This is a genomic window from Streptomyces narbonensis (assembly GCF_014649015.1).
Classification (GTDB): domain Bacteria; phylum Actinomycetota; class Actinomycetes; order Streptomycetales; family Streptomycetaceae; genus Streptomyces; species Streptomyces narbonensis.
The window spans coordinates 317,152-338,536 of record NZ_BMSF01000006.1 but is presented as its reverse complement, the minus strand read 5'-3'; the positions used below and the strand labels follow the sequence as shown (position 1 = coordinate 338,536).

The following is a 21,385-nucleotide window of genomic DNA, read 5'->3' as shown; positions in this document are numbered from 1 at the left end:
GGCGCGGCGTCCCGGCTTCGATGAGGACATGACTGGATCGGGTACGGACACCACCTCCGTCGTCGTCGAGCGCCGGGTCGCCGCCTCCCCCGGGCGCGTCTGGGAGTCGATCACCGACCTGCGGGACATGCCCCGTGTCCTCTCGGGCGTCCAGAAGGTCGAGGTGCTCACCGAGGGCGGCTTCGGCGTCGGCACGCGCTGGCGCGAGACGCGGAAGATGCTGGGCAAGGAGGCCACGGAGGAGATGACGGTGACCGAGTGCGTGCCGCCCGACCGGTACGTCACGGTCGCCGAGTCGCACGGCATGCACTACGAGTCCGAGATCACCCTCCACGCCGACGGCGAGGGCGCCACCACGCTGCGGATGACGTTCTCGGGCCGCCGGATGGCCGGCCGCCGGCCCGGATTCGCCTCCAAGCTGATCGCGCGCCTCGGCGCGAGGGCCGTCGCCAAGGCGCTCGCGAAGGACCTGTCCGAGATCGCGAACGCGGTCGAGTCCCGCGCCTGACGAGCACGGGCGGTCAATTCCCGCCACCCTCGGGCATGTTCCGATGGAAAATGCCAGAACACCTCCCGCGAGCCGGAACGTTCAGTAACGTCACCGTCACCGCCGTTCGTTCGCGCGCCGTATCGGGAGGGGAATCCGCGTGCCCGGAATCGACGAGTGCCTGCTGGAGGCCATGGCCCTGCCAGGCGCTCGCGGAGCCTCCCTGGTCGACTGGACCAGCGGGCTCGCGCTCGGGACCGCGGGGGACTCACCGGTCGGCGACCATGAGACGACGGCCGCCGAGACGGCCGAACTCGCCAGGTCCGCCGCGGAGTTCGACTCCTTCGTGGCGGAGGGCGAGACCCCCTCCGACGGCCCTCCCGTCGAGGACCTCATCGTCACCACCCGCGCCGGCTACCACGTCCTCCGCTTCGTCGAGACCTCCTTCGACAGCAGCGTCTTCCTCCACCTCTGGCTCGACCGCGACACCGGCAACCTCGCCCTCGCGCGCATCCGGCTCAAGGACCTCGCCGAGAGGCTGGTCCTCGGATGACCGCCGTCGCCACCCCCGTCTCCCCGATGCTGGTCCGCCTCGCCGCCGAGAAGGCCACCGGCGCGCTGCTGCGCGACCACGGCACTCTCTACCTCGTCGACGGACGCGTCGTGCACGCCGAGAGCCCCGCCGCCCCCGGCGTCGACGTCCTCCTGACCACCGGCGGGCGCCTGCCCCGCGAGGGCTGGGACGAGGCCGTGGACCGGGCCGGCGCCCACCGCGCCGTCGGCCGCTTCCTCGTCGACAGCGGCCGGCTGCACGACGGCGAGCTGGAGATATGCCACCTCGGCGCCGTCTTCGACGCGGCCTTCTTCGCCCTCTCCCCCACCAGCGGACCGACCCGCTTCCGCTACGGGGTGGGCCACTGGTTCGGCACCGTGCGGCCGGTCTCCGCCGAGGCCGTCGAGCGCGAGACCGTCCGCCGCCGCGAACTCCTCGACGCCGTCTGGCCGTACGCCTCCGTCGACAGCGCCCCGGTCGTGCCGCGACCCGCCGCCCCCGGCCAGACCGTCGGGGCCCGGCAGCGCGCCCTGCTCGCCGCCGCCGACGGGGAGCGGACCCCGGCGGAGCTCGCCCGGCTGCTCGGCCGCCCCGCCTTCCACACACTCCTCGACGTCCGGCGGCTCGCCGCGGCCGGGCTCGTCGAGACCCCCCAGGAGCCGGAGCCCGAGCCCGGCCCCGTACCGCCCCCGCAACCGCTCCTGGCGGCACCGCAGGTGGCCGACCCCGACATCGCCCTGCTGCGCCGGCTCCGTGACGCCCTGGAGGCACATCTGTGATGAGACGTGCCCTGCGCCTGCGCGCCGAGAGGAGACAGCTCATGACTGCGGAAACAGAAGTCCTCGGCGAACTCAGACGACTGCGGGCCCGGCTGCCCCAGCTGACCGGAGCCCTCGCCGCCAGCGCCGACGGCCTCGTGCTCGCCCACGACACCGTCGACGGCGAGGCGGAGAGCGTGGCCGCGCTGACGGCGGCGGCGCTCGGCGTCGGCCAGCGGCTGACCGACTCCACGGGCCAGGGCCGCTTCCGCGAGCTCCTCGTCCGCGGCGAGAGCGGTTACGTGGCGACCTACGCGGCGGGCGGCGCGGCCGTCCTGACGCTCCTCGCCGAACCTCGGATCAACGTGGGCCGGCTCCACCTGGAGGCCCGCAGGTCCAGCGCCCGGATAGGGGAGCTCGTCGACGGCGCCCTGGAACGCAAGGACCTGAACAGACTCTGACCGACTCCGACCGACCTGTCTGATCCGACTGACCTGATCGACCTGATCGACCTGATCGAACCGTCCGCACAGCACACTCGAAAAGGAAGTACGACACCATGGCGAACACCGAGACCTCCCTCAAGGAAGCGGCCTCCATCGAGGGCGCCATCGGCGCTGCCCTCGTCGACTACACCAGCGGTATGGCGCTCGGCACGATCGGCGGCGGCAAGGAGCTCGACCTGAACGTGGCAGCGGCGGGCAACACCGACGTGGTCCGGGCCAAGGTCCGGGCGATGGAGATGCTCGGCCTCGGCGAGGAGATCGAGGACATCCTGATCACCCTCGGCCGGCAGTACCACCTGATCCGGCTACTCAGGACCCAGGGCTCGAACGGCCTGTTCATGTACCTCGCCCTGGACAAGGAACGCGCGAACCTGGCGATGGCCCGCCACCAGCTCAAGAAGATCGCCTCCGAGCTCCAGATCTGACCCGGAGCACCCCCGCCCGGCGGGCTACTCCACGAACAGGCCCCGCGCGGCCGCCTTCGTGTCGAACTCCTCCAGACGCGCCTGCGCGTCCGGGAGTTCGTCCGCCATGGCCTCGAGGAGGACCCGGCCGAGCATCATCGGCGCACAGGCGGTGTCGAAGGCGAGCCCGGTGCCGACGGCGGCCGGAATCAGCAGGTCGCTGTGGGCGGCGACGGGCGCGAACGCCGAGTCGGCGACGGCCACCACCGTGAGCCCCGCCGTCCGCGCGTACTCCAGGGCCTCGACGACCTCCCGGGGGTGCCGGGGCAGGGCGAAGCAGAGCAGCGCCGTGGCCCCGGCCCGTACGGCCGCGTCGACGCGGTCCGTGAGCATCGAGCCGCCCTCGTCGAGGAGCCGGACGTCGGGGTGCACCTTGGCGGCGAAGTAGGCGAAGCCGCGCGCCTGCGAGGAGGCGGCGCGCAGGCCCAGCACGAGCAGCGGGCGCGAGGAGGCGAGGACCCGGCCGGCCCGCTCGACGGGACCGGGGTCGGCGAGCAGCCCGGCGAGGTGCCGCAGGTTCTCGATCTCGGCGAGCACGGCCTGCTGGTACTCGTTGCCCTGCTCGCCCCCGGCGCCGTCCGGCTCGGGCGGCGCGACCTCCCGCAGGTGCTTGCGGAGCGCCGGGTAGCCGTCGAAGCCGAGCGCGACGGCGAAGCGGGTGACGGAGGGCTGGCTGACCCCGGCGAGCTCGGCGAGCTCGACGCTGGACAGGAACGGCACGTCGGCGGCGCGCCGCACCATGCAGTGGGCGATCCGCCGCTGCGTCGGCGTGAGCCGGTGCCCCTCGAAGAGCGCCTGCAGCCGTCCGGCCGGGCTGTCGCTCATGCCGCCCCCTCACCTATTCACCCACCAAAGCCTCTGCATAAGGATATGCAGCCGGGTGGCGGGAGGGAAAGGCGAGGGAAGCGGAAGATGTGGCGCGGGGACCGCCGCACCCCCGGTGAAGGGGGGCGGGACGACGGCGGTCCCCGCGAGGGACACGGGCCCGGGTCAGGGCCGGTCTCCGCGTCCGCGGCGTCCATGGAGACCCGGGAGCCGCTCCGGAAGTCCTTGACGCCGACGAACACCAATGTGCCGGACGCGTGTTAAGCGGGTGCTGCGCGTACGTGTCACGCTCGTACCGGTTGCACGAAGTGCCGGTTGCACGGACGCGTCACGGACGACGGAGCACCCCCCGCACGTCCTACTTCGAGCCGCCGTTGGCCAGGAAGGCCAGCAGGTCCTGGCGGCTGACGACGCCGGTCGGCTTGCCCTCGACCAGCACGATCGCCGCGTCGGAGGACTCGCCGAGGACCGTCATCAGGTCCGCGACGGGCTCGCCGGAGCCGACCTGCGGCAGCGGCGCGCTCATGTGGCGCTCCAGCGGGTCCTCCAGGGAGGCGCGCTTCGTGAAGAGCGCGTCGAGGAGCTCGCGCTCGACGACCGAGCCGACGACCTCGGCGGCCATGACGTCGGGGTGGCCGGCGCCGGGCTTGACGATGGGCATCTGGGAGACGCCGTACTCGCGCAGCACCTCGATGGCCTGGCCGACGGTCTCGTCCGGGTGCATGTGGACGAGGGAGGGCAGGCCGCCCTCCTTGTGGCGCAGGACGTCGGCGACGGTGGCGGAGGAGGTGTCCTCCAGGAAGCCGTGTCCTGCCATCCACTCGTCGCTGAAGATCTTCGACATGTAGCCGCGGCCGGAGTCCGGCAGCAGGACGACGACGACGTCGTCGGGCCCGAGCTCGCGGGCGACCTCCAGGGCCGCGACGACGGCCATGCCGCAGGAGCCGCCGACGAGCAGGCCCTCCTCCTTGGCGAGGCGGCGGGTCATCTGGAACGAGTCCTTGTCGGACACGGCGACGATCCGGTCCGTGACGTTCCGGTCGTAGGCGGTCGGCCAGAAGTCCTCGCCGACGCCCTCGACCAGGTACGGCCGGCCGGAGCCGCCGGAGTAGACGGAGCCCTCCGGGTCGGCGCCGATGACCTTCACGGAGCCGCCGCTGGCCTCCTTGAGGTAGTTGCCGGTGCCGGAGATGGTGCCGCCGGTGCCGACGCCCGCCACGAAGTGGGTGATCTTCCCGTCCGTCTGCGCCCAGAGCTCGGGACCGGTGGTCTCGTAGTGGGAGCGCGGGTTGTTCGGGTTGGAGTACTGGTCGGGCTTCCAGGCGCCCGGCGTCTCACGGACGAGCCGGTCCGAGACGTTGTAGTACGAGTCCGGGTGCTCGGGGTCGACCGCCGTGGGGCAGACCACGACCTCGGCGCCGTACGCCCGCAGGACGTTGATCTTGTCGAGGGACACCTTGTCGGGGCAGACGAAGATGCACTTGTAGCCCTTCTGCTGGGCAACGATCGCGAGGCCGACGCCGGTGTTGCCGGACGTGGGCTCGACGATGGTGCCGCCGGGCTTGAGCTCGCCGCTCTGCTCGGCCGCCTCGATCATCCGCACGGCGATCCGGTCCTTGACCGAGCCTCCGGGGTTGAAGTACTCGACCTTGGCCAGGACGGTCGCCTGGATGCCCGCTGTGACGTTGTTGAGCTTCACCAGCGGGGTGTTGCCGACGAGGCTGATCATCGAGTCGTGGAATTGCACCGTAATCTCCGGGGTCTCCGTAATGGTGTGGCCAGCGTATGCGTAGTCGGAGCGGGTTACGGGGCAGTTAGACCCTGAACGGCTTGAAGGGTCCCAGCGGCTCGGAGGAGGTGACGGCCCCCATGTCGAGGGCGAGGGTGGCACGACGGATCGCGGCGGGTGCGGCGTACGGCGGCGGGAGCATCGGACTCCTCGGCGTGGCGGCGGTCGGGCTCCTGCTGACCGAGATGCAGCTGGCGAAGCGGTCGGTGGGGAACGGGACGGCACCCCTGCCGCCCGTGGCGGACGGCCTGTACGGCCGGTCCTTCGGTACGGAGGAGCCCCTGCGGCTGGCCCTTCTGGGTGATTCCACCGCGGCGGGCCAGGGGGTGCGCCGCACGGGTCAGACGCCGGGCGCGCTGCTCGCCTCGGGGCTCGCGGCGGTCGCGGAGCGCCCGGTGGTCCTGCGGAACGTGGCGCTGTCGGGGGCGCGCTCGGACGATCTGGAGCGCCAGGTGTCGCTGCTCCTGTCCCAGCCCGTGACCCCCGACGTCTGCGTGATCATGATCGGGGCGAACGACGTGACGCACCGGATGTCGCCCACGGAGTCGGTGCGGCACCTCGCGGCGGCGGTGCGGCGGCTGCGGACGGCGGGTGCGGAGGTGGTCGTCGGGACCTGTCCGGACCTGGGGACGATCGAGCCGGTCTACCAGCCGCTGCGCTGGCTGGCCCGGCGGGCCTCGCGGCAGCTGGCGGCGGCGCAGACGATCGTGGTGGTGGAGCAGGGCGGGCGGACGGTGTCGCTGGGCGACCTGCTCGGCCCGGAGTTCGCGGCGAACCCGCGCGAGATGTTCGGGGTGGACAACTTCCACCCCTCGGCGGAGGGGTACGCGACGGCGGCGATGGCGGTGCTGCCGACGCTGTGCGTCTCGCTCGGCGCCTGGCCGGAAAGCGATCGGCTGGAGCCGGCACGCCGGGAGAACATCCTGCCGGTGGCCAAGGCGGCGGCCGAGGCGGCGAAGGAGGCGGGCACGGAGGTCACGGGCGCCCGCGCTCCGTGGGCCCTCCTGAAGCACCGCCGCCGGCGGCGTCTCCCGGCCGCGGAGACCCCGGCCCCCACCCCGGAGGACGCCCAGACCTGACCCGCACCCACGGCGGCCGGCCGCCCCGGCCCCGTGTGCGGCACCCTGGTGGTGCGGGTAGGTGCGGGGGGTGCGCACCGCCCCCGCGAGGGTCCCTTACTGAGCGCTCGCTTAGAAAAGAGGCCCGCGTCACACCGTCAGGGCGGTGACCCGTGCGGTACGTACGGGTAACTTCCCTTTCAGTCCGCCCCCTCCGCACCCTCATGGAGCCGTGATGCCCGAAGCCGTGATCGTCTCGACCGCCCGCTCGCCCATCGGCCGGGCCTTCAAGGGCTCCCTCAAGGACCTGCGGCCGGACGACCTCACCGCGACCATCATCCAGGCCGCCCTGGCCAAGGTGCCGGAGCTCGACCCCCGTGACATCGACGACCTGATGCTGGGCTGCGGTCTGCCCGGCGGCGAGCAGGGCAACAACCTGGGCCGGATCGTCGCCGTGCAGATGGGCATGGACCACCTCCCGGGCTGCACGGTCACCCGCTACTGCTCCTCCTCGCTCCAGACCTCCCGCATGGCGCTGCACGCCATCAAGGCCGGCGAGGGCGACGTCTTCATCTCGGCCGGTGTCGAGATGGTGTCCCGCTTCGTGAAGGGCAACTCGGACTCCCTGCCCGACACCCACAACCCGTTCTTCGCCGAGGCCGAGGCCCGCACCGCCGAGGTCGCCGCCTCCGAGGGCTCCGCCTGGCACGACCCGCGCGAGGACGGCATCGTCCCGGACGCGTACATCGCGATGGGCCAGACCGCCGAGAACCTGGCCCGTTGGAAGGGCATCAGCCGCCAGGAGATGGACGAGTTCGGCGTACGGTCGCAGAACCTCGCCGAGCAGGCCATCAAGAACGGCTTCTGGGAGCGCGAGATCACCCCGGTGACGCTGCCGGACGGCACCGTCGTCTCCACCGACGACGGCCCGCGCGCCGGCGTCACCCTGGAGGGCGTGCAGGGCCTCAAGCCGGTCTTCCGCCCCGACGGCCTGGTCACCGCCGCCAACTGCTGCCCGCTGAACGACGGCGCCGCCGCGCTCGTCATCATGTCGGACACGAAGGCCCGCGAGCTCGGCCTGACGCCGCTCGCCCGCATCGTCTCCACCGGCGTCTCCGGCCTCTCCCCCGAGATCATGGGCCTCGGCCCGGTCGAGGCCTCGAAGCAGGCCCTCAAGCGCGCCGGTCTGACCATCGGCGACATCGACCTGGCGGAGATCAACGAGGCCTTCGCCGCCCAGGTCATCCCGTCCTACCAGGACCTGGGCCTGGACCTGGACAAGGTCAACGTCAACGGCGGCGCGATCGCCGTCGGCCACCCCTTCGGCATGACGGGCGCCCGGATCACCGGCACGCTCATCAACAGCCTCCAGTTCCACGACAAGCAGTTCGGCCTGGAGACCATGTGCGTCGGCGGCGGCCAGGGCATGGCCATGGTGATCGAGCGCCTGAGCTAGCAGGACGCCTGAGCCGACGGGCGCCCGAGCCGACCGAGCGCCTCTCCCGACGCCCCGGGACCAACCCCTCCGCGTCCGAGCCGTGACCGAATCTCCCCCAGGATGTGACCTACGTCCCGGGGGAGTTCATTTTTGCAGGTCAGAGGGGTTTCGGGACTAAACACCCGGCCGAAATACCTGTCCAATTCGTGACGTAATGCACTGACAGCAGGCACCACCCCAGGACAAGCTGATGTAGGAAGTCGGGGGATCGACTCGGAATCGGGAGTACGTCAGTGAGCGCCATGTCTCTTGCCCTGCTGCTGACCACGGCCGCTGCCACGGCCGTGGGCGCTGCTGCCCTGCACGCCGTCCACGGTCTCCGCAAGGAGGTCACCGGCCTCCGCAGCGAGCTGGCGGCCGCCCGCGGCGTCACGGTCCCCGCGGCGCGCGCCACGTCCGCCACGGAGATACGGGCCGCGGTCGCCGAGGCGCTGGCCGAGGAGCGCGAGCGCGAGCTCGCGGAGGCCCGTGCCTTCTGGGCCGCGCAGGAGGCCCGCGACGCGGCGGACGCTTCCCCCCGCTTCGCCGGGGAGGCCCCTACGTCCCTGCTCGGCGGGCTCGGCGGCCCGGCCGAGGACGGCACCTTCTTCGTCCCGCGCCAGGCCGACTTCGCGGGCCTGGAGGCGATGGCCCTGGAGGCCATGGAGGCGGAGGCCGCCGCGCTCGACGGCGTCGCCGAGTTCTCCGACCCGCTGGACGAGTTCCCCGAGGACTCGGCGGAGCTGGCCGCGGCCCGTCGCCGGCACCCCTCGCACCCGGACTTCGTGCCGGTGCAGACCCCGGTCGTCACCGACCACGAGCGGACGGTGGCCCGCCTCGAAGAGCTCGCGGACACCCGCACGGCGCTGACCGACGTGCGCCCCGGCCCGCTCGGCACGCTGGACGTGTACGTCTTCGCGGACGGCACGACGCTCTGTATGACCCCCGGCCACCGCGAGACCGCGGAGCGCCTCGCCGAGGCCCTGCGCTCCGGGCGCTCCCCGGTGCTGCTCGGCGGCTCGGGCGTCTCGGGCGCCTTCGCGCTCACCTTCTCGTACGGCGACACGGACGAGGAGAACGTCTACATCCTGGCGGACCGCGTCATCGCGTCCCTCTGAACCCGCGCCCCTCGCACCGCCCGGCCCCGGAAGGGGCCCAGGCTCTGCCGGCGGCGTTCCGAGCCGCCCGCACGACGCCGCGCCGTACGGCGCGGCCCATTGATCCCTCCGGCCAGACCTCCGACGGCCCTCTGGCGGGCCTCTGAGGGGCCCTCGACGGGCCTCGGACAGGCGCGCTAGAGCCCCGAGCGCTCCGCCGCCTCCCGTACCAGCCTCACGGCCTCGTCCAGCTCTCCCTCGCGGGAGCCGGCCGGGGCCGTTCGCAGGATCTCCGCAAGGTCGTTCCCGGCGACGACGAGCTGGTCGGCGACGGTGAAGACCCCCGCGTCCGGCATCGTCCGCGGCTCCAGCTCCGGGTTCTCGGCGCGCTGGGCGCGCACCGCGAGCTCCCGGGCGAGCTCCAGCCCCTCGGCCGCCGCACCGCGCTGGAGGCGGCTCTGCGGGGCGGCCCGCAGCCGGTCGGCGAGGCGCTCGACGGACGCGGTCAGTTCACTCGTATCAAGCACCCCGCGACCCTACGCGCCGCCCGGGGACCCTGACGAACGGGCTCCGGGCCCGGGAACGCGGAAAGGGCCCGCCCGGCGCGAAGCCGGACGGGCCCTTCCCCCGAGCTCAGAGGCGTCAGTCGTCGCCCTGCAGGATCGACAGCAGACGCAGCATCTCCAGGTAGATCCACACCAGGGTCATGGTGAGACCGAAGGCGGCCAGCCAGGCCTCCTCGCGCGGCGCGCCGTAGTTCACGCCGTCCTCGACCTGCTTGAAGTCGAGGGCGAGGAAGCAGGCACCCAGGATGACGCCGATGACGCCGAAGAGGATGCCGAGGCCACCGCTGCGGAAGCCGAGGCCGTCATCGCCGGCGAAGACGGCGAACAGCAGGTTGACGACCATGAGCAGCATGAAGCCCATGGCGGCGGCCATCACGAAGCCGTAGAAGCGTCGGTTGACCCGGATCCAGCCCATCTTGTAGGCGATCAGGACACCGGCGAAGACCGCCATCGTGCCCAGGACCGCCTGGATGACCACGCCGTCGGCGATGTACGTCGAGACGGCGGCCGAGATCACGCCGAGGAAGACGCCCTCGAAGGCCGCGTAGCCCAGGATCAGCGCGGGAGACGGCTTGCGCTTGAAGGACTGCACCATCGCCAGGACGAAGGCGACCAGGGCGGCGCCGATGGCGATGCCGTAGGACTTGCCGAGGTTGGCCGAGTCGACCGGCAGCAGGAACCAGGACAGGACTGCGGTGAGCACGACCGTGCCGAGCGTCATGGCCGTACGGCTCACGACGTCGTCGATCGTCATCACGTTGCCGCGCGCCTGCTGCGGGGCGCCGACCTGGGCGTCCTGCGGGGCGTACGGGTTGGTGGCGTACGGGTTCGTCGCACCTTCGGCATACGGGTTGCCGGTGGCGTACGGGTTGGTTCCTACGGCGGGGCCCCCGGCCTGCGGCTGCTGGCCGTAGCCCGCGGTGCCGTTGTCGCGGCTGAACCCCCGTCGCGAGAAGACCGGGTTGCTGCTCCTCATCTCACTCCTCCATGGGCAGACCGCGCGGCGCGGTCTTGCGTCAAGAGTAATGCGTAGGCAAAAGAAACTCCCTAGTGCTCGGGGAGGATCTTTTCCGCACCCGTGAGAGACCCCCCGGGGGCAGCCGCCGGGAGTGGCGAGGGAGGACCTGGCCGCCGGGCCTCAGGCACTCGCCTGCGGCCCGGGGTGGTGCCCGGAACCGGACTTGAACCGGTACGGCCCGAAGGCCAGCGAGGTTTAAGCTCGCCGTGTCTGCGTATTCCACCATCCGGGCGTTGCGCGAAGCTCCGCGTTGGCACAGGAGCCTATCGGGGCCCTATCCCTCGTTCAGCGGAACATCGGCCCGATGTTGTCTTATTTTATTGACGCCTGAGGGTGCGTCAGTGCAGGTGAGAGGCATTTCGCCGAACTGTGACGGGGGTCGCAGGCGCAAAGGCGAGCCCACCGGAATGACGAAAAGTCGTCGGACTTCTGTCACCTCGGCTCGATGCCGACTCTCGGGGACCCCGTCATACCTCAGGAGGAGGACCGGGGGCTCCGGTCCGACTCGAGTCTGCCCATGGAACGGGCACGTGGACGGACGCCCCGGGCCTGAACGCTCGACACGATGGAGTGGTTCCCGCAGCAGCCCCGCAGTGACAGGAGTCCCCCTCGTGACCACCACCCCCACCGTGTCCCGCGCCACCGCGGTGGCCGCCCGCGCCACGGATCTCTCGAAGGTCTACGGCCAGGGCGAGACCCAGGTGGTCGCGCTCGACCACGTCACCGTCGACTTCCGGCAGGGCGAGTTCACCGCGATCATGGGCCCCTCGGGCTCCGGCAAGTCGACCCTGATGCACTGCGTGGCCGGCCTGGACTCCTTCTCGTCCGGCTCGGTGCGGATCGGCGAGACCGAGCTCTCCACGCTGAAGGACAAGCAGCTCACCCAGCTCCGCCGGGACAAGATCGGCTTCATCTTCCAGGCCTTCAACCTGCTGCCGACGCTGACGGCCCTGGAGAACATCACGCTGCCGATGGACATCGCCGGCCGCAAGGCCGACAAGCAGTGGGTGCAGCAGGTCATCGACATGCTCGGCCTCTCCGCCCGCCTCAGCCACCGCCCCACCGAGCTCTCCGGCGGCCAGCAGCAGCGCGTGGCCGTGGCCCGCGCCCTGGCCTCCCGGCCCGAGATCATCTTCGGTGACGAGCCGACCGGAAACCTGGACTCGCGCTCGGGCGCCGAGGTCCTGGGCTTCCTGCGCAACTCGGTCCGCGAGCTCGGCCAGACCGTCGTCATGGTCACCCACGACCCGGTCGCCGCCTCCTACGCGGACCGCGTGATCTTCCTCGCGGACGGCCGGATCGTCGACGAGATGCTGAACCCGACGGCCGACGGGGTGCTCGACCGCATGAAGGCCTTCGACGCCAAGGGCCGTACGAGCTGACGCACCGCGCGTCGCCCCGTACCCACCCCCTTCTCCCAGGACTCCAGGACACACCCATGTTCCGTACCGCCCTGCGCAACGTCCTCGCGCACAAGGCGCGGCTGCTGATGACCGTCCTCGCCGTGATGCTCGGCGTGGCCTTCGTCTCCGGCACCCTCGTCTTCACCGACACCCTCGGCCAGGCCTTCCGCAACCAGTCGGCCAAGAGCTACGACGACGTCGCCGTCGCCGTCGAGATGCACCCGGCCCCCGAGGAGGCCCGGAAGACCCCCGGCCTGTCCCGGCAGGACGTCGACAAGGTCGCGAAGCTCGACGGGGTCACCTCCGTCACCCCCCGCGTCGACGGCTTCGCCGGTGTGCCCGACAAGAACGGCAAGCTGATCGGCGTCGGCTGGTCCAACAAGGGCACCAACTTCGCCCCCGGCAAGGACGGCAAGGACCGCGCGTACGCCTTCACCGCGGGCAACGGCCCGACCGAGGCCGGCCAGGTCGCCCTCGACAAGGTCACCGCCGACAAGGGCGGCTACAAGGTCGGCGACACCGTCCGCGTCGCCACGAACGGCCCGGTGAAGGAGTACACCCTCTCCGGTGTCTTCACCACCGAGGACGGCGCCGTCAACGCCGGCGGCAGCCTCGTCGTCTTCGACACCGCCGTCGCCCAGCAGCTCTACCTGAAGCCCGGCTTCTTCCAGAGCCTGACCGTCTCCGCCGCACCCGGCACGGACGACGGCAAGCTCCTCGACGAGGTCCTGAAGGTCGTCCCGAAGTCGGCCACCGCGCAGACCGGCCAGGCCCTCGCCGACCAGCAGGCCAAGGACATCGAGGCCGGCCTCGGCGCGCTCAACCAGGTCCTCCTCGGCTTCGCCGGCATCGCGCTCTTCGTCGGCATCTTCCTGATCTCCAACACCTTCACCATGCTGGTCGCCCAGCGCACCAAGGAACTGGCCCTGATGCGCGCGGTCGGTGCCTCGCGCAAGCAGATCACCCGCTCCGTCCTCGCCGAGGCCGCCCTCGTCGGCCTGGTCGCCTCCGCCGTCGGCTACGTCCTCGGCATCGGCCTGGCCGTCGGGCTCCGCTCGGCCATGAGCGCCTTCGAGATGAAGGTCCCCGGCGGCGGGCTGGTCCTCACCGCCACCCCCGCCGTCAGCGCCTTCGCCGTCGGCGTCCTGATCACGATGCTCGCCGCCTGGCTGCCCGGCCGCCGCGCCGCGAAGATCCCGCCGGTCGCCGCCATGAGCAGCGTCCACGCCCCCGCGAGCACCAAGTCGCTCGTCGTGCGGAACTCCATCGGTGCCGCGCTCACCGCGCTCGGCGCGGTCCTGATCGTGCTCGGCGCGGGCCAGGGCGGCGACGAGGGCCGGATGCTCATCGCGGGCGGCGCCTTCCTCGCCCTCATCGGCGTGATCGTGCTGATCCCGTTCCTGTCCCGTCCCGTGATCGCGGTGATCCGCCCCGTCTTCGTGAACCTCTTCGGGGTCTCCGGCAAGCTCGCCGGCCTCAACGCGGTCCGCAATCCGCGCCGCACCGGCGCCACCGCCTCCGCCCTCGCCATCGGTCTGACCCTGGTCACCGGCCTCTCGGTGCTCGGCGCCACGGTCGGCACGGCCCTCGACAAGGCGACGACCGACCAGGTCAAGGCCGACTACATGGTCTCGATGGCGAGCGGCAACAGCCTCAGCAAGGAGGCGCTGACCGCCCTGGAGAAGGCTCCCGGCGTCACGGCGATCTCCCCGCAGCAGGCGGGCGCGCTGGACATCAAGGGCTCGTACGTCTCGGCCTCCGGTGTCACCCCCGGCGACATCGGGAAGGTCCTCAAGCTCACCGTCGTGAACGGCTCGCTGGACTCCCTCGGCAAGGGCGCGATCGCCGTCGACGAGAAGACCGCCACGAAGCGCGGCCTCAAGGTCGGCGACACCGTCCCGGTCGAGTACCTCGACAAGCAGAAGGCCAAGCTGACGGTCGGCGCGGTCTTCGAGCCCAACGAGTTCCTCTCGCCGGTCCTGATCGACCACGAGCTGGTCACCGCGCACGAGGAGCGGGCGGAGATCCGTCAGATCTTCGTCTCGACCGAGGGCGGTGCGAGTGCGGCCAACGAGCGGGCCCTGGCGAAGGCCATGGGCGACAACCCCGACATCACGGTGCTGGACCACAAGGGCATCCGTGACTCCTTCGGCGGCCCGATCAACCTGCTGCTCAACATCATGTACGGCCTGCTCGGCATGGCCCTGATCATCGCGGTCCTCGGCGTCGTCAACACCCTCGCGATGTCCGTCTTCGAGCGCCAGCAGGAGATCGGCATGCTGCGGGCGATCGGTCTCGACCGGCGCCGTGTGAAGCGGATGGTCCGTCTGGAGGCCGTGGTCATCTCGGTGTTCGGCGCGATCGTCGGCATCGGCCTCGGCTCGTTCCTCGGCTGGGCGATCGGCGAGACCATCCGGGAGCAGATCCCGGGTTACGCCCTGGTCCTGCCCTGGGACCGGATCGGGATCTTCCTGGTCCTGGCGGCCCTGGTCGGCGTCCTCGCCTCGCTGTGGCCGGCCCGGAGCGCGGCCAGGCTGAACATGCTCGCCGCCATCAAGACCGAGTAGCACCCCGGCAGACGGAAAGGGCCGGTCCCCCACCCGGGGGGGGGCCGGCCCTTCGGCGTGTCCGCCTCAGTCCGTCTTCTCGTTCCACACGCGCGGCCGCAGCGCCGTCCCGCTCGTCCCCGACACCGGGGTCTTCACGGCGAGGAACTGGTTCACGCCGATCCGGTTGCGTTCGAAGGAGACGGCCGAGGCCGCCATGTAGAGCCGCCAGATGCGGGCCCGGCCGGGCGACGTGAGCCGGACCGCCCGGTCCCAGTCGCGCTCCAGGTTGGCGACCCAGCGGCGCAGCGTCAGCGCGTAGTGCTCGCGGATCGCCTCGACGTCGCGGACCTCGAAGCCGGCGTCCTCCAGGGTGGACAGGGTCCGGCCCATGGGGGCGAGTTCGCCGTCGGGGAAGACGTACGCGTCGATGAAGAGGTCGATCTCGTAGGCGGCCTCGTCGGGCTCGGGGCGGCGCGAGATCTGGTGGTTGAGGAGCCGTCCGCCGGGCCTGAGGAGCCCGTACAGGGTGTCGGCGTACTCCCGGTACCGCACGGCCCCGACGTGCTCGGCCATGCCGATCGAGGAGATCGCGTCGTACGGGCCGTCCGGGACGTCCCGGTAGTCCTGGACCCGGATCTCGACGAGGTCGGTCAGGCCCTCGTCGGCGACGCGCTTGCGGGCGTAGGCCGCCTGCTCGCGGGAGAGGGTGATGCCGACGACCCGTGCGCCGTACTCACGGGCGGCGTGGAGGGCCATGGAGCCCCATCCGCAGCCCACGTCGAGGAGCCGGTCGCCCTCCTTGAGGTTCAGCTTGCGGGCGATGAGGTCCAGCTTGTCGTGCTGGGCGTCCTCCAGGGTGCCGTCCTCGGTCCAGTAGGCGCACGAGTAGACCATGGACGGCCCGAGGACGATCTCGTAGAAGTCGTTGCCCACGTCGTAGTGGTGACTGATCGCCTGCTTGTCGCGGCGCCTGCTGTGGCTGAGGCCGCTGCGGCCGCGCATCTCCTCGGCGGGCGGCGGCGGGGGCGGCAGGGGCCCGGCGAGCCGCAGCAGGGCGCGGGCCGCGGAGCGGAGCTTCGGGTCGCGGACGGAGTCGCGCAGGGCCGTGAGGCGGCTCCTGGTGTCCTCGGGGCGCTCCCAGAGGAGGCCCGAGAGCCGGTCCAGGACCTCGTACAGGTCCCCCTCGACGTCGAGCTCCCCGGCCACCCAGGCGCGGGCCAGGCCCAGTTCGCCGGGCCTCCAGATCATTCTCCGCAGGGCGCGGCGGTCGCGGACGATCAGGACGGGAGCCCCCGCGGGGCCGGCCTCGCTGCCGTCCCAGGCCCGCAGCCGCACCGGGAGCGGTCCTCCCAGGAGTTCCTCGGCGAGAGTCGTCAGCCGCGACGCGGCGTCGGCCATGGTGCACACCTCCGTGATCTCGTGCCCCAGAAATGCTCGTCACCAAGGGAACACCCTGGGTAGGCGTTTGCCATCCCGGCGCAGCGCAAGAAGTCGGCAAAACACGCGAAGGGCCGTCCGCACCACGGATGGCGGACGGCCCTTTCGGACGAGCTGTGCAGGTGTGCGGAGCTGTCAGGAGGCCTTGGCCTTCTCCTGCGCCGGCGCGGCCGGGGCGGGGGCGGGCTTGGCGGCCTCGTAGAACTCCTCGCGCGGCGTCTCCATGGCGCCGAGCGAGACGACCTCGCGCTTGAGGAACATGCCGAGGGTCCAGTCCGCGAAGACGCGGATCTTGCGGTTCCAGGTCGGCATGGCCATGCCGTGGTAGCCACGGTGCATGTACCAGGCGAGACGGCCCTTGAGCTTGATCTTCACCTTGCCCATGACGATCATGGCGACGCCCTTGTGCAGACCGAGTCCGGCCACCGCGCCCTTGTTGGCGTGGCTGTACTCCTTCTGCGGGAAGCCGCGCATGCCGGCCACCACGTTGTCGCCGAGGACCTTGGCCTGGCGCAGGGCGTGCTGGGCGTTCGGCGGGCACCAGGCGCGCTCGACCGGGACGCCGGCCTTGACCGCGGCCAGGTCCGGGACCTGGGCGTTGTCGCCCGCGGCCCAGGCGTAGTCCATGCCGTTGATCTGGAGCTTCTCGTTGCAGTCCACGTGGCCGCGGGGGCCGAGCGGCAGACCGAAGCGGGAGAGCGCCGGGTTCGGCTTCACGCCGGCGGTCCACACGATCGTGTTGGAGTCGACCTCGAGGCCGTTCTTCAGCACGACGTGGCCGTCGACGCAGGAGTCCATGGAGGTCTCGAGGTAGATCTCGATCCCGCGCGACTCCAGGTGCTCCTTGCCGTACTGGCCGAGCTTGGGGCCGACCTCGGGAAGGATCTTGTCCGCGGCGTCGACCAGGATGAAGCGCATGTCCTCGCGCTTCACGTTCTGGTAGTACTTCGCGGCGTCGCGCGCCATGTCCTCGACCTCGCCGATCGTCTCGGCGCCGGCGAAGCCACCACCGACGAAGACGAAGGTCAGCGCCTTGCGGCGGACCTCCTCGTCGGTGGTCGAGTCGGCCTTGTCGAGCTGCTCGAGGACGTGGTTGCGCAGGCCGATGGCCTCCTCGATGCCCTTCATGCCGATGCCCTGCTCGGCGAGGCCGGGGATCGGGAAGGTGCGGGAGACCGCGCCCATCGCGATGACGAGGTAGTCGAAAGGCAGCTCGTACGCCTCGCCGACGAGCGGCGAGATCGTGGCGACCTTGCGGTCCTGGTCGATGGTGGTGACCCGGCCGGTGAGCACCTCCGCTCCGCGGACGACGCGTCGCAGCGGGACGACGACGTGACGCGGCGAGATGCTGCCGGCGGCGGCTTCGGGCAGGAAGGGCTGATAGGTCATGTACGACCGCGGGTCGACGACCGTGACGGTCGCCTCCGCGTAGCGCATCTTCTTGAGGATGCGCCGAGCTGCGTACAGGCCTACGTACCCGCCGCCTACTACGAGGATCCTGGGACGCTCCGTGGTGCTCATGGGATCGAGTATCCACCCCTCACTGGGGGGGTGCTCGTGCGCCCCTTCACAAGGTCCTGGCGGACCTCTGCTACACTCCGCCGCCCACGTGATCCATGTCATGGCGTTGCAAAGGAACCGGGGTGCGGCGGTGAACGTTGTTCACCCCTTGTGAACTGGCCTGGAGAGCCCTCGTTAACGCTGAACCACCAGATGCGTTCACGCGATGGAAACAACGAGCGAAGTGGCCCCCGAACCTGCGAAAGGGCCCTGAGGCGCCCCTCGGAGGGGCTAAAGACCCTCCTCGGGCGCCACCAGGGCCCTTTTCCTTGTGAAGAACTTCACGAACCTTTTCCGACAGGGTGTCGCCGGAGGGCTCGATAGGCGCCCACTATGCGACGGATAGGGCGATCCCATCGAGAATGTCGTGCTCGCTGACCACGACCTCGCTCGCTCCGACGCGCTCCACGATCTCCCTCAGGACGAGCGCACCGGCGATGATCACGTCCACCCGGCCCGGGTGGACGACGGGGATCGCGGCCCGCTCGTCGTGCGTGGAGGCGAGGAGCATGTCGGTGACCTCGGCGACGCGCGCGGCGGAGATCCGGGAGTGGTGGATCTTCTCGGAGTCGTACTCCGGCAGCCCGAGGGCGATCGCTGCGACGGTGGTGACGGAGCCGGCGAGCCCGACGAGGGTCTCCGCCGTACCGATCGGCACGGTCTCCGCGGCCAGGTCGAGCGCGGCCCGGACGTCGGCGCGGATCGCGGCGACCTCCTCGGCGGTCGGCGGGTCGTGGCGGACGTGCCGCTCGGTCAGGCGCACGCAGCCGATGTCGACGGAGCGGGCGGCCTCGACGTGCTTGTTGCCGGTGACGAACTCGGTCGAGCCGCCGCCGATGTCCACGACGAGGTACGTCTCCGTGCCGTGCAGCTCGCCGGTGGCGCCGGTGAAGGAGAAGGCGGCCTCCTGGTCGCCGGTGATCACCTCGGGCTCGACGCCCAGGATCTCCACGACCCCGTTCACGAACTCGTCGCGGTTCTCCGCGTCCCGGGAGGCGGAGGTGGCGACGAAGCGGAGCTTCTCGGCGCCCAGCTCCTTGATGACCTCGGCGTACTCGCGGCAGGCCGCGAAGGTCCGCTCCAGCGCCTCGGGGGCGAGACGGCCCGTCCTGTCGACGCCCTGGCCGAGCCGGACGATCGTCATCCGCCGGTCCAGCTCGACGAGGTCGCCCGTCTCCGGATGAACGTCGGCGACGAGGAGGCGGATCGAGTTCGTACCGCAGTCGATTCCGGCGACCCGGGTCATTCCGCGGACTCCTTCTCTTCCTTGTCCGCGCACGGCGTCACACACGCGCCCTTCGCCCACCACTCCGGCAGCATCGCGAGGGCCTCGTCGCCGAACGGGTTGACGCCCGGGCCCGCGACCAGCGAGTGGCCGACGAGGACGTGCAGGCACTTCACGCGGTCCGGCATGCCGCCGGCGCTCGGGAAGCCCTCCAGGACCTCGATCGCGTCCCGGCGGGCGAGGTAGTCCTCGTGCGCGGCCCGGTAGGCGGCGGCCAGCTCCGGGTCGGTCGCGAGCCGGGCCTGCATCTCCTTCATGACCCCGTTGGCCTCCAGGGTGCCGATGGCGGAGGCCGCGCGGGGGCAGGTCAGGTAGTACGTCGTCGGGAACGGCGTGCCGTCGGGGAGCCGCGGCGCGGTCTCGACGACGTCCGGGTTGCCGCACGGGCAGCGGTGCGCGATGGCGCGCAGGCCGCGGGGCGGCCGCCCGAGCTGCAGCTCGAAGGCGGCGATGTCCGTCGCGGTGGGCTCGGTGCGTTCGGTCTGTGGAGGGGGCGTTTCCATGTCTTCGGTTGCCTTGCTCGTTGTCGCGGAGGAGGGGTCAGGGGCGGTCGGCGCGGTCGACGCCGTCCCAGAGGTTGTCGTACCAGGGGCGCTCGGCCGCGCCCTGGTCGGCGCGGGGCCGCTGCTCCGCGTCGGGGTCGTTCACGGTGAAGCCGGTCTCGCCGGGCAGCACGTAGTGCAGGTGCTCGCGGGCGAGGCGGCGGACGTAGGCGGGGTCCCGGAGGCGGGCCTTCTCGTCCCGCAGCTCCTCGACCCGGTGGGCGGCCTCGGCGGCCCGGCGCTCCTGCTCCTCGATCTCGCCCTGCTGGGAGACGTAGCTGCGCATCGGGTAGGCGAGCGCCACGACGAGGGAGCAGACGACGAGGGCGAGGAAGGCCGCGCGGCCGGTGAGCCGGGAGCGGCGGGCCTGGCGGCGGGTCTGGGAGCGGTAGACACGAGCGGCGGTCTGCTCGCCGAGCAGTCTGATCCGGGTCGCGGTCGAGAACCGGTCCCGGTCCTTCGCGGCCATGTCGTGTCGCCTCCCCTGTTCATGCGTACGTCCCCGCACACGGTACGGGACCGAGTACGGGGACGTACGGAAGCTGCCCTACGGGGCCGGTGTCAGCCCCTGGGGTCTCGTCAGCCCTTGAAGCGCGGGAACGCGCTGCGGCCGGCGTAGACCGCGGCGTCGTCGAGGATCTCCTCGATGCGCAGCAGCTGGTTGTACTTGGCGACGCGGTCCGAGCGGGCCGGGGCGCCGGTCTTGATCTGGCCGCAGTTCACCGCGACGGCGAGGTCGGCGATGGTGACGTCCTCGGTCTCGCCGGAGCGGTGGGACATCATGCACTTGAAGCCGTTGCGCTGGGCCAGCTCGACGGCGTCCAGGGTCTCGGTCAGCGAGCCGATCTGGTTGACCTTGACCAGGAGGGCGTTCGCGGTGCCCTCCTCGATGCCGCGGGCGAGGCGCTCCGGGTTGGTGACGAAGAGGTCGTCGCCGACGATCTGGACCTTGGCGCCCAGCTTGTCGGTGAGGACCTTCCAGCCCGCCCAGTCGTCCTCGAACAGCGGGTCCTCGATGGAGACCATCGGGTACGCGGAGACGAGCTCCTCGTAGTACTCGGTCATCTCGGCGGCCGAGCGGGACTTGCCCTCGAACTCGTACTTGCCGTCCTTGTAGAACTCGGACGCGGCGACGTCGAGCGCGAGCGCCACGTCGGTGCCCGGGGTGTAGCCGGCCTCCTTGATGGCCTCGACGATGAGGTCGAGGGCGGCGCGGTTCGACTCCAGGTTCGGGGCGAAGCCGCCCTCGTCGCCGAGGCCGGTGGAGAGGCCCTTGCGCTTCAGCACGCCCTTGAGCGTGTGGTAGATCTCCGCACCCCAGCGAAGGGCCTCGGAGAAGGACTCCGCGCCGATCGGGGCGATCATGAACTCCTGGATGTCGACGTTGGAGTCGGCGTGCGACCCACCGTTGAGGATGTTCATCATCGGAACGGGCAGCAGGTGCGCGTTCGGGCCGCCGAGGTAGCGGAAGAGCGGGAGGTCGGAGGCCTCGGACGCGGCGTGCGCGACGGCGAGGGAGACACCGAGGATGGCGTTCGCGCCGAGCGAGCCCTTGTTCTCGGTGGCGTCCAGGTCGAACATGGCCTGGTCGATCAGGCGCTGCTCGGTGGCGTCGTAGCCGACGAGCTCCGGGCCGATCTGCTCGATGACGGCGAGGACGGCCTTCTCGACACCCTTGCCCAGGTAGCGGTTCGGGTCACCGTCGCGAAGCTCGATGGCCTCGAACGCACCGGTGGAGGCGCCGGACGGAACAGCAGCACGGCCGGTGCTGCCGTCGTCGAGGCCGACCTCGACCTCGACCGTGGGGTTGCCTCGGGAGTCCAGGATTTCCCGGGCTACGACGACGTCGATGGACGGCACGAGCATCTCCTTTTTGGGATGTGACGCTGGATGTGACGCATGGCCGGTGCAGGGTCGATCGGCCTTGCGACATGAGCCTAACCGGCTCGGGGGCTCCGGTCGGCCGCGCGCCCGCACCCTGGGACGAAAAAGGACCCAAGGGCATGCAATA

The 21,385-nt window shown here is 71.2% G+C and carries 20 protein-coding genes and 1 tRNA gene; 10 read left to right on the top strand and 11 right to left on the bottom strand.

The genetic code is table 11. The annotated features are described in order from the left end of the window. Window positions 1-28 precede the first annotated feature (28 nt). The 5 genes from IE124_RS14220 (at window position 29) to IE124_RS14200 (ending at window position 2,729) form a co-directional block, all read left to right on the top strand. Window positions 29-508, top strand: a complete 480-nt coding sequence (locus IE124_RS14220; RefSeq protein WP_189508074.1) for an SRPBCC family protein — start codon at window positions 29-31, stop codon at window positions 506-508. 139 nt (window positions 509-647) lie between these two features. Continuing rightward, window positions 648-1,040: a roadblock/LC7 domain-containing protein gene (locus tag IE124_RS14215; protein ID WP_189508073.1), complete on the top strand. Its 393-nt coding sequence runs from the start codon at window positions 648-650 to the stop codon at window positions 1,038-1,040. Then, the gene (locus tag IE124_RS14210; protein ID WP_189508072.1) at window positions 1,037-1,819 is read left to right on the top strand and encodes a transcriptional regulator; all 783 of its coding nucleotides are present in this window, start codon (window positions 1,037-1,039) and stop codon (window positions 1,817-1,819) included. The genes IE124_RS14215 and IE124_RS14210 overlap by 4 nt, the downstream gene beginning before the upstream one ends. 41 nt (window positions 1,820-1,860) lie before the next feature. Next, entirely contained in the window at window positions 1,861-2,259 is a 399-nt protein-coding gene (locus tag IE124_RS14205; protein WP_055643103.1) for a roadblock/LC7 domain-containing protein, read from the top strand. Between the two features lie 98 nt (window positions 2,260-2,357). Further along, window positions 2,358-2,729, top strand: coding sequence for a hypothetical protein (locus tag IE124_RS14200; RefSeq protein WP_189508070.1), 372 nt, complete (start codon window positions 2,358-2,360; stop codon window positions 2,727-2,729). A gap of 24 nt (window positions 2,730-2,753) precedes the next feature. Here IE124_RS14200 and IE124_RS14195 read toward each other — a convergent pair whose 3' ends face one another. Together IE124_RS14195 and IE124_RS14190 are read right to left on the bottom strand one after the other, a co-directional pair. Beyond that, window positions 2,754-3,593 (bottom strand): MurR/RpiR family transcriptional regulator, encoded by an 840-nt coding sequence (locus IE124_RS14195; RefSeq protein ID WP_189508069.1) that lies wholly within the window; start codon window positions 3,591-3,593, stop codon window positions 2,754-2,756. 358 nt (window positions 3,594-3,951) lie between these two features. Then, window positions 3,952-5,340 carry a cystathionine beta-synthase gene (locus tag IE124_RS14190; RefSeq protein WP_189508068.1) on the bottom strand — a complete coding sequence of 463 codons (1,389 nt, stop codon included), beginning with the start codon at window positions 5,338-5,340 and terminating at the stop codon, window positions 3,952-3,954. Between the two features lie 122 nt (window positions 5,341-5,462). Here IE124_RS14190 and IE124_RS14185 point away from each other — a divergent pair, with 122 nt between their 5' ends. The 3 genes from IE124_RS14185 (at window position 5,463) to IE124_RS14175 (ending at window position 9,035) form a co-directional block, all read left to right on the top strand. Continuing rightward, on the top strand, window positions 5,463-6,461 hold the full coding sequence (locus IE124_RS14185; protein WP_229832444.1) for an SGNH/GDSL hydrolase family protein: 999 nt from the start codon (window positions 5,463-5,465) through the stop codon (window positions 6,459-6,461). Between the two features lie 214 nt (window positions 6,462-6,675). After that, window positions 6,676-7,896, top strand: a complete 1,221-nt coding sequence (locus tag IE124_RS14180; RefSeq protein ID WP_189508067.1) for an acetyl-CoA C-acetyltransferase — start codon at window positions 6,676-6,678, stop codon at window positions 7,894-7,896. A 284-nt stretch (window positions 7,897-8,180) separates the two neighbouring features. Next, window positions 8,181-9,035 carry a hypothetical protein gene (locus IE124_RS14175; protein WP_189508163.1) on the top strand — a complete coding sequence of 285 codons (855 nt, stop codon included), beginning with the start codon at window positions 8,181-8,183 and terminating at the stop codon, window positions 9,033-9,035. A 176-nt stretch (window positions 9,036-9,211) separates the two neighbouring features. Here the strand turns inward: IE124_RS14175 and IE124_RS14170 are convergent, their stop codons facing one another. The 3 genes from IE124_RS14170 to IE124_RS14160 form a co-directional block, all read right to left on the bottom strand. Next, a complete protein-coding gene (locus IE124_RS14170; RefSeq protein WP_189508066.1) occupies window positions 9,212-9,541 on the bottom strand; it encodes a hypothetical protein in 330 nt (109 codons plus the stop codon). A gap of 115 nt (window positions 9,542-9,656) precedes the next feature. Beyond that, window positions 9,657-10,556, bottom strand: a complete 900-nt coding sequence (locus IE124_RS14165; protein WP_189508065.1) for a Bax inhibitor-1/YccA family protein — start codon at window positions 10,554-10,556, stop codon at window positions 9,657-9,659. Between the two features lie 187 nt (window positions 10,557-10,743). Then, window positions 10,744-10,830 (bottom strand) — tRNA-Leu (locus tag IE124_RS14160). 379 nt (window positions 10,831-11,209) lie between these two features. Here IE124_RS14160 and IE124_RS14155 point away from each other — a divergent pair. Further along, the gene (locus IE124_RS14155) at window positions 11,210-11,980 is read left to right on the top strand and encodes an ABC transporter ATP-binding protein (protein ID WP_055643093.1); all 771 of its coding nucleotides are present in this window, start codon (window positions 11,210-11,212) and stop codon (window positions 11,978-11,980) included. Window positions 11,981-12,036: 56 nt separating this feature from the next. After that, window positions 12,037-14,568, top strand: a complete 2,532-nt coding sequence (locus IE124_RS14150) for an ABC transporter permease (protein ID WP_189508064.1) — start codon at window positions 12,037-12,039, stop codon at window positions 14,566-14,568. A gap of 66 nt (window positions 14,569-14,634) precedes the next feature. Here the strand turns inward: IE124_RS14150 and IE124_RS14145 are convergent, their stop codons facing one another. The 6 genes from IE124_RS14145 to eno form a co-directional block, all read right to left on the bottom strand. Further along, on the bottom strand, window positions 14,635-15,948 hold the full coding sequence (locus tag IE124_RS14145) for a class I SAM-dependent methyltransferase (protein WP_189508063.1): 1,314 nt from the start codon (window positions 15,946-15,948) through the stop codon (window positions 14,635-14,637). 174 nt (window positions 15,949-16,122) lie between these two features. Next, window positions 16,123-17,508, bottom strand: coding sequence for an NAD(P)/FAD-dependent oxidoreductase (locus IE124_RS14140; RefSeq protein ID WP_189508062.1), 1,386 nt, complete (start codon window positions 17,506-17,508; stop codon window positions 16,123-16,125). A 370-nt stretch (window positions 17,509-17,878) separates the two neighbouring features. Beyond that, window positions 17,879-18,793 carry a Ppx/GppA phosphatase family protein gene (locus tag IE124_RS14135; RefSeq protein ID WP_189508061.1) on the bottom strand — a complete coding sequence of 305 codons (915 nt, stop codon included), beginning with the start codon at window positions 18,791-18,793 and terminating at the stop codon, window positions 17,879-17,881. After that, entirely contained in the window at window positions 18,790-19,335 is a 546-nt protein-coding gene (locus IE124_RS14130) for a DUF501 domain-containing protein (RefSeq protein ID WP_055643088.1), read from the bottom strand. Before IE124_RS14130 ends, IE124_RS14135 begins: the two co-directional genes overlap by 4 nt. A 37-nt stretch (window positions 19,336-19,372) precedes the next feature. Beyond that, window positions 19,373-19,843 carry an FtsB family cell division protein gene (locus IE124_RS14125; RefSeq protein WP_189508060.1) on the bottom strand — a complete coding sequence of 157 codons (471 nt, stop codon included), beginning with the start codon at window positions 19,841-19,843 and terminating at the stop codon, window positions 19,373-19,375. Between the two features lie 110 nt (window positions 19,844-19,953). Then, window positions 19,954-21,240, bottom strand: a complete 1,287-nt coding sequence (gene eno / locus IE124_RS14120; protein ID WP_055643086.1) for a phosphopyruvate hydratase — start codon at window positions 21,238-21,240, stop codon at window positions 19,954-19,956. Between the last annotated feature and the right edge of the window lie 145 nt (window positions 21,241-21,385).

Excerpts from the sequence above, each read along its gene's own strand:
- IE124_RS14130 (WP_055643088.1), bottom strand. The coding sequence starts at position 19,335 with ATGGAAACGCCCCCTCCACAGACCGAACGCACCGAGCCCACCGCGACG.
- IE124_RS14185 (WP_229832444.1), top strand. The coding sequence starts at position 5,463 with ATGTCGAGGGCGAGGGTGGCACGACGGATCGCGGCGGGTGCGGCGTAC.
- IE124_RS14205 (WP_055643103.1), top strand. The coding sequence starts at position 1,861 with ATGACTGCGGAAACAGAAGTCCTCGGCGAACTCAGACGACTGCGGGCC.
- IE124_RS14150 (WP_189508064.1), top strand. The coding sequence starts at position 12,037 with ATGTTCCGTACCGCCCTGCGCAACGTCCTCGCGCACAAGGCGCGGCTG.
- IE124_RS14195 (WP_189508069.1), bottom strand. The coding sequence starts at position 3,593 with ATGAGCGACAGCCCGGCCGGACGGCTGCAGGCGCTCTTCGAGGGGCAC.
- IE124_RS14220 (WP_189508074.1), top strand. The coding sequence starts at position 29 with ATGACTGGATCGGGTACGGACACCACCTCCGTCGTCGTCGAGCGCCGG.
- IE124_RS14135 (WP_189508061.1), bottom strand. The coding sequence starts at position 18,793 with ATGACCCGGGTCGCCGGAATCGACTGCGGTACGAACTCGATCCGCCTC.
- IE124_RS14200 (WP_189508070.1), top strand. The coding sequence starts at position 2,358 with ATGGCGAACACCGAGACCTCCCTCAAGGAAGCGGCCTCCATCGAGGGC.
- IE124_RS14175 (WP_189508163.1), top strand. The coding sequence starts at position 8,181 with ATGTCTCTTGCCCTGCTGCTGACCACGGCCGCTGCCACGGCCGTGGGC.
- IE124_RS14140 (WP_189508062.1), bottom strand. The coding sequence starts at position 17,508 with ATGAGCACCACGGAGCGTCCCAGGATCCTCGTAGTAGGCGGCGGGTAC.
- IE124_RS14180 (WP_189508067.1), top strand. The coding sequence starts at position 6,676 with ATGCCCGAAGCCGTGATCGTCTCGACCGCCCGCTCGCCCATCGGCCGG.
- IE124_RS14165 (WP_189508065.1), bottom strand. The coding sequence starts at position 10,556 with ATGAGGAGCAGCAACCCGGTCTTCTCGCGACGGGGGTTCAGCCGCGAC.
- eno (WP_055643086.1), bottom strand. The coding sequence starts at position 21,240 with ATGCTCGTGCCGTCCATCGACGTCGTCGTAGCCCGGGAAATCCTGGAC.
- IE124_RS14125 (WP_189508060.1), bottom strand. The coding sequence starts at position 19,843 with ATGGCCGCGAAGGACCGGGACCGGTTCTCGACCGCGACCCGGATCAGA.
- IE124_RS14145 (WP_189508063.1), bottom strand. The coding sequence starts at position 15,948 with ATGGCCGACGCCGCGTCGCGGCTGACGACTCTCGCCGAGGAACTCCTG.
- IE124_RS14210 (WP_189508072.1), top strand. The coding sequence starts at position 1,037 with ATGACCGCCGTCGCCACCCCCGTCTCCCCGATGCTGGTCCGCCTCGCC.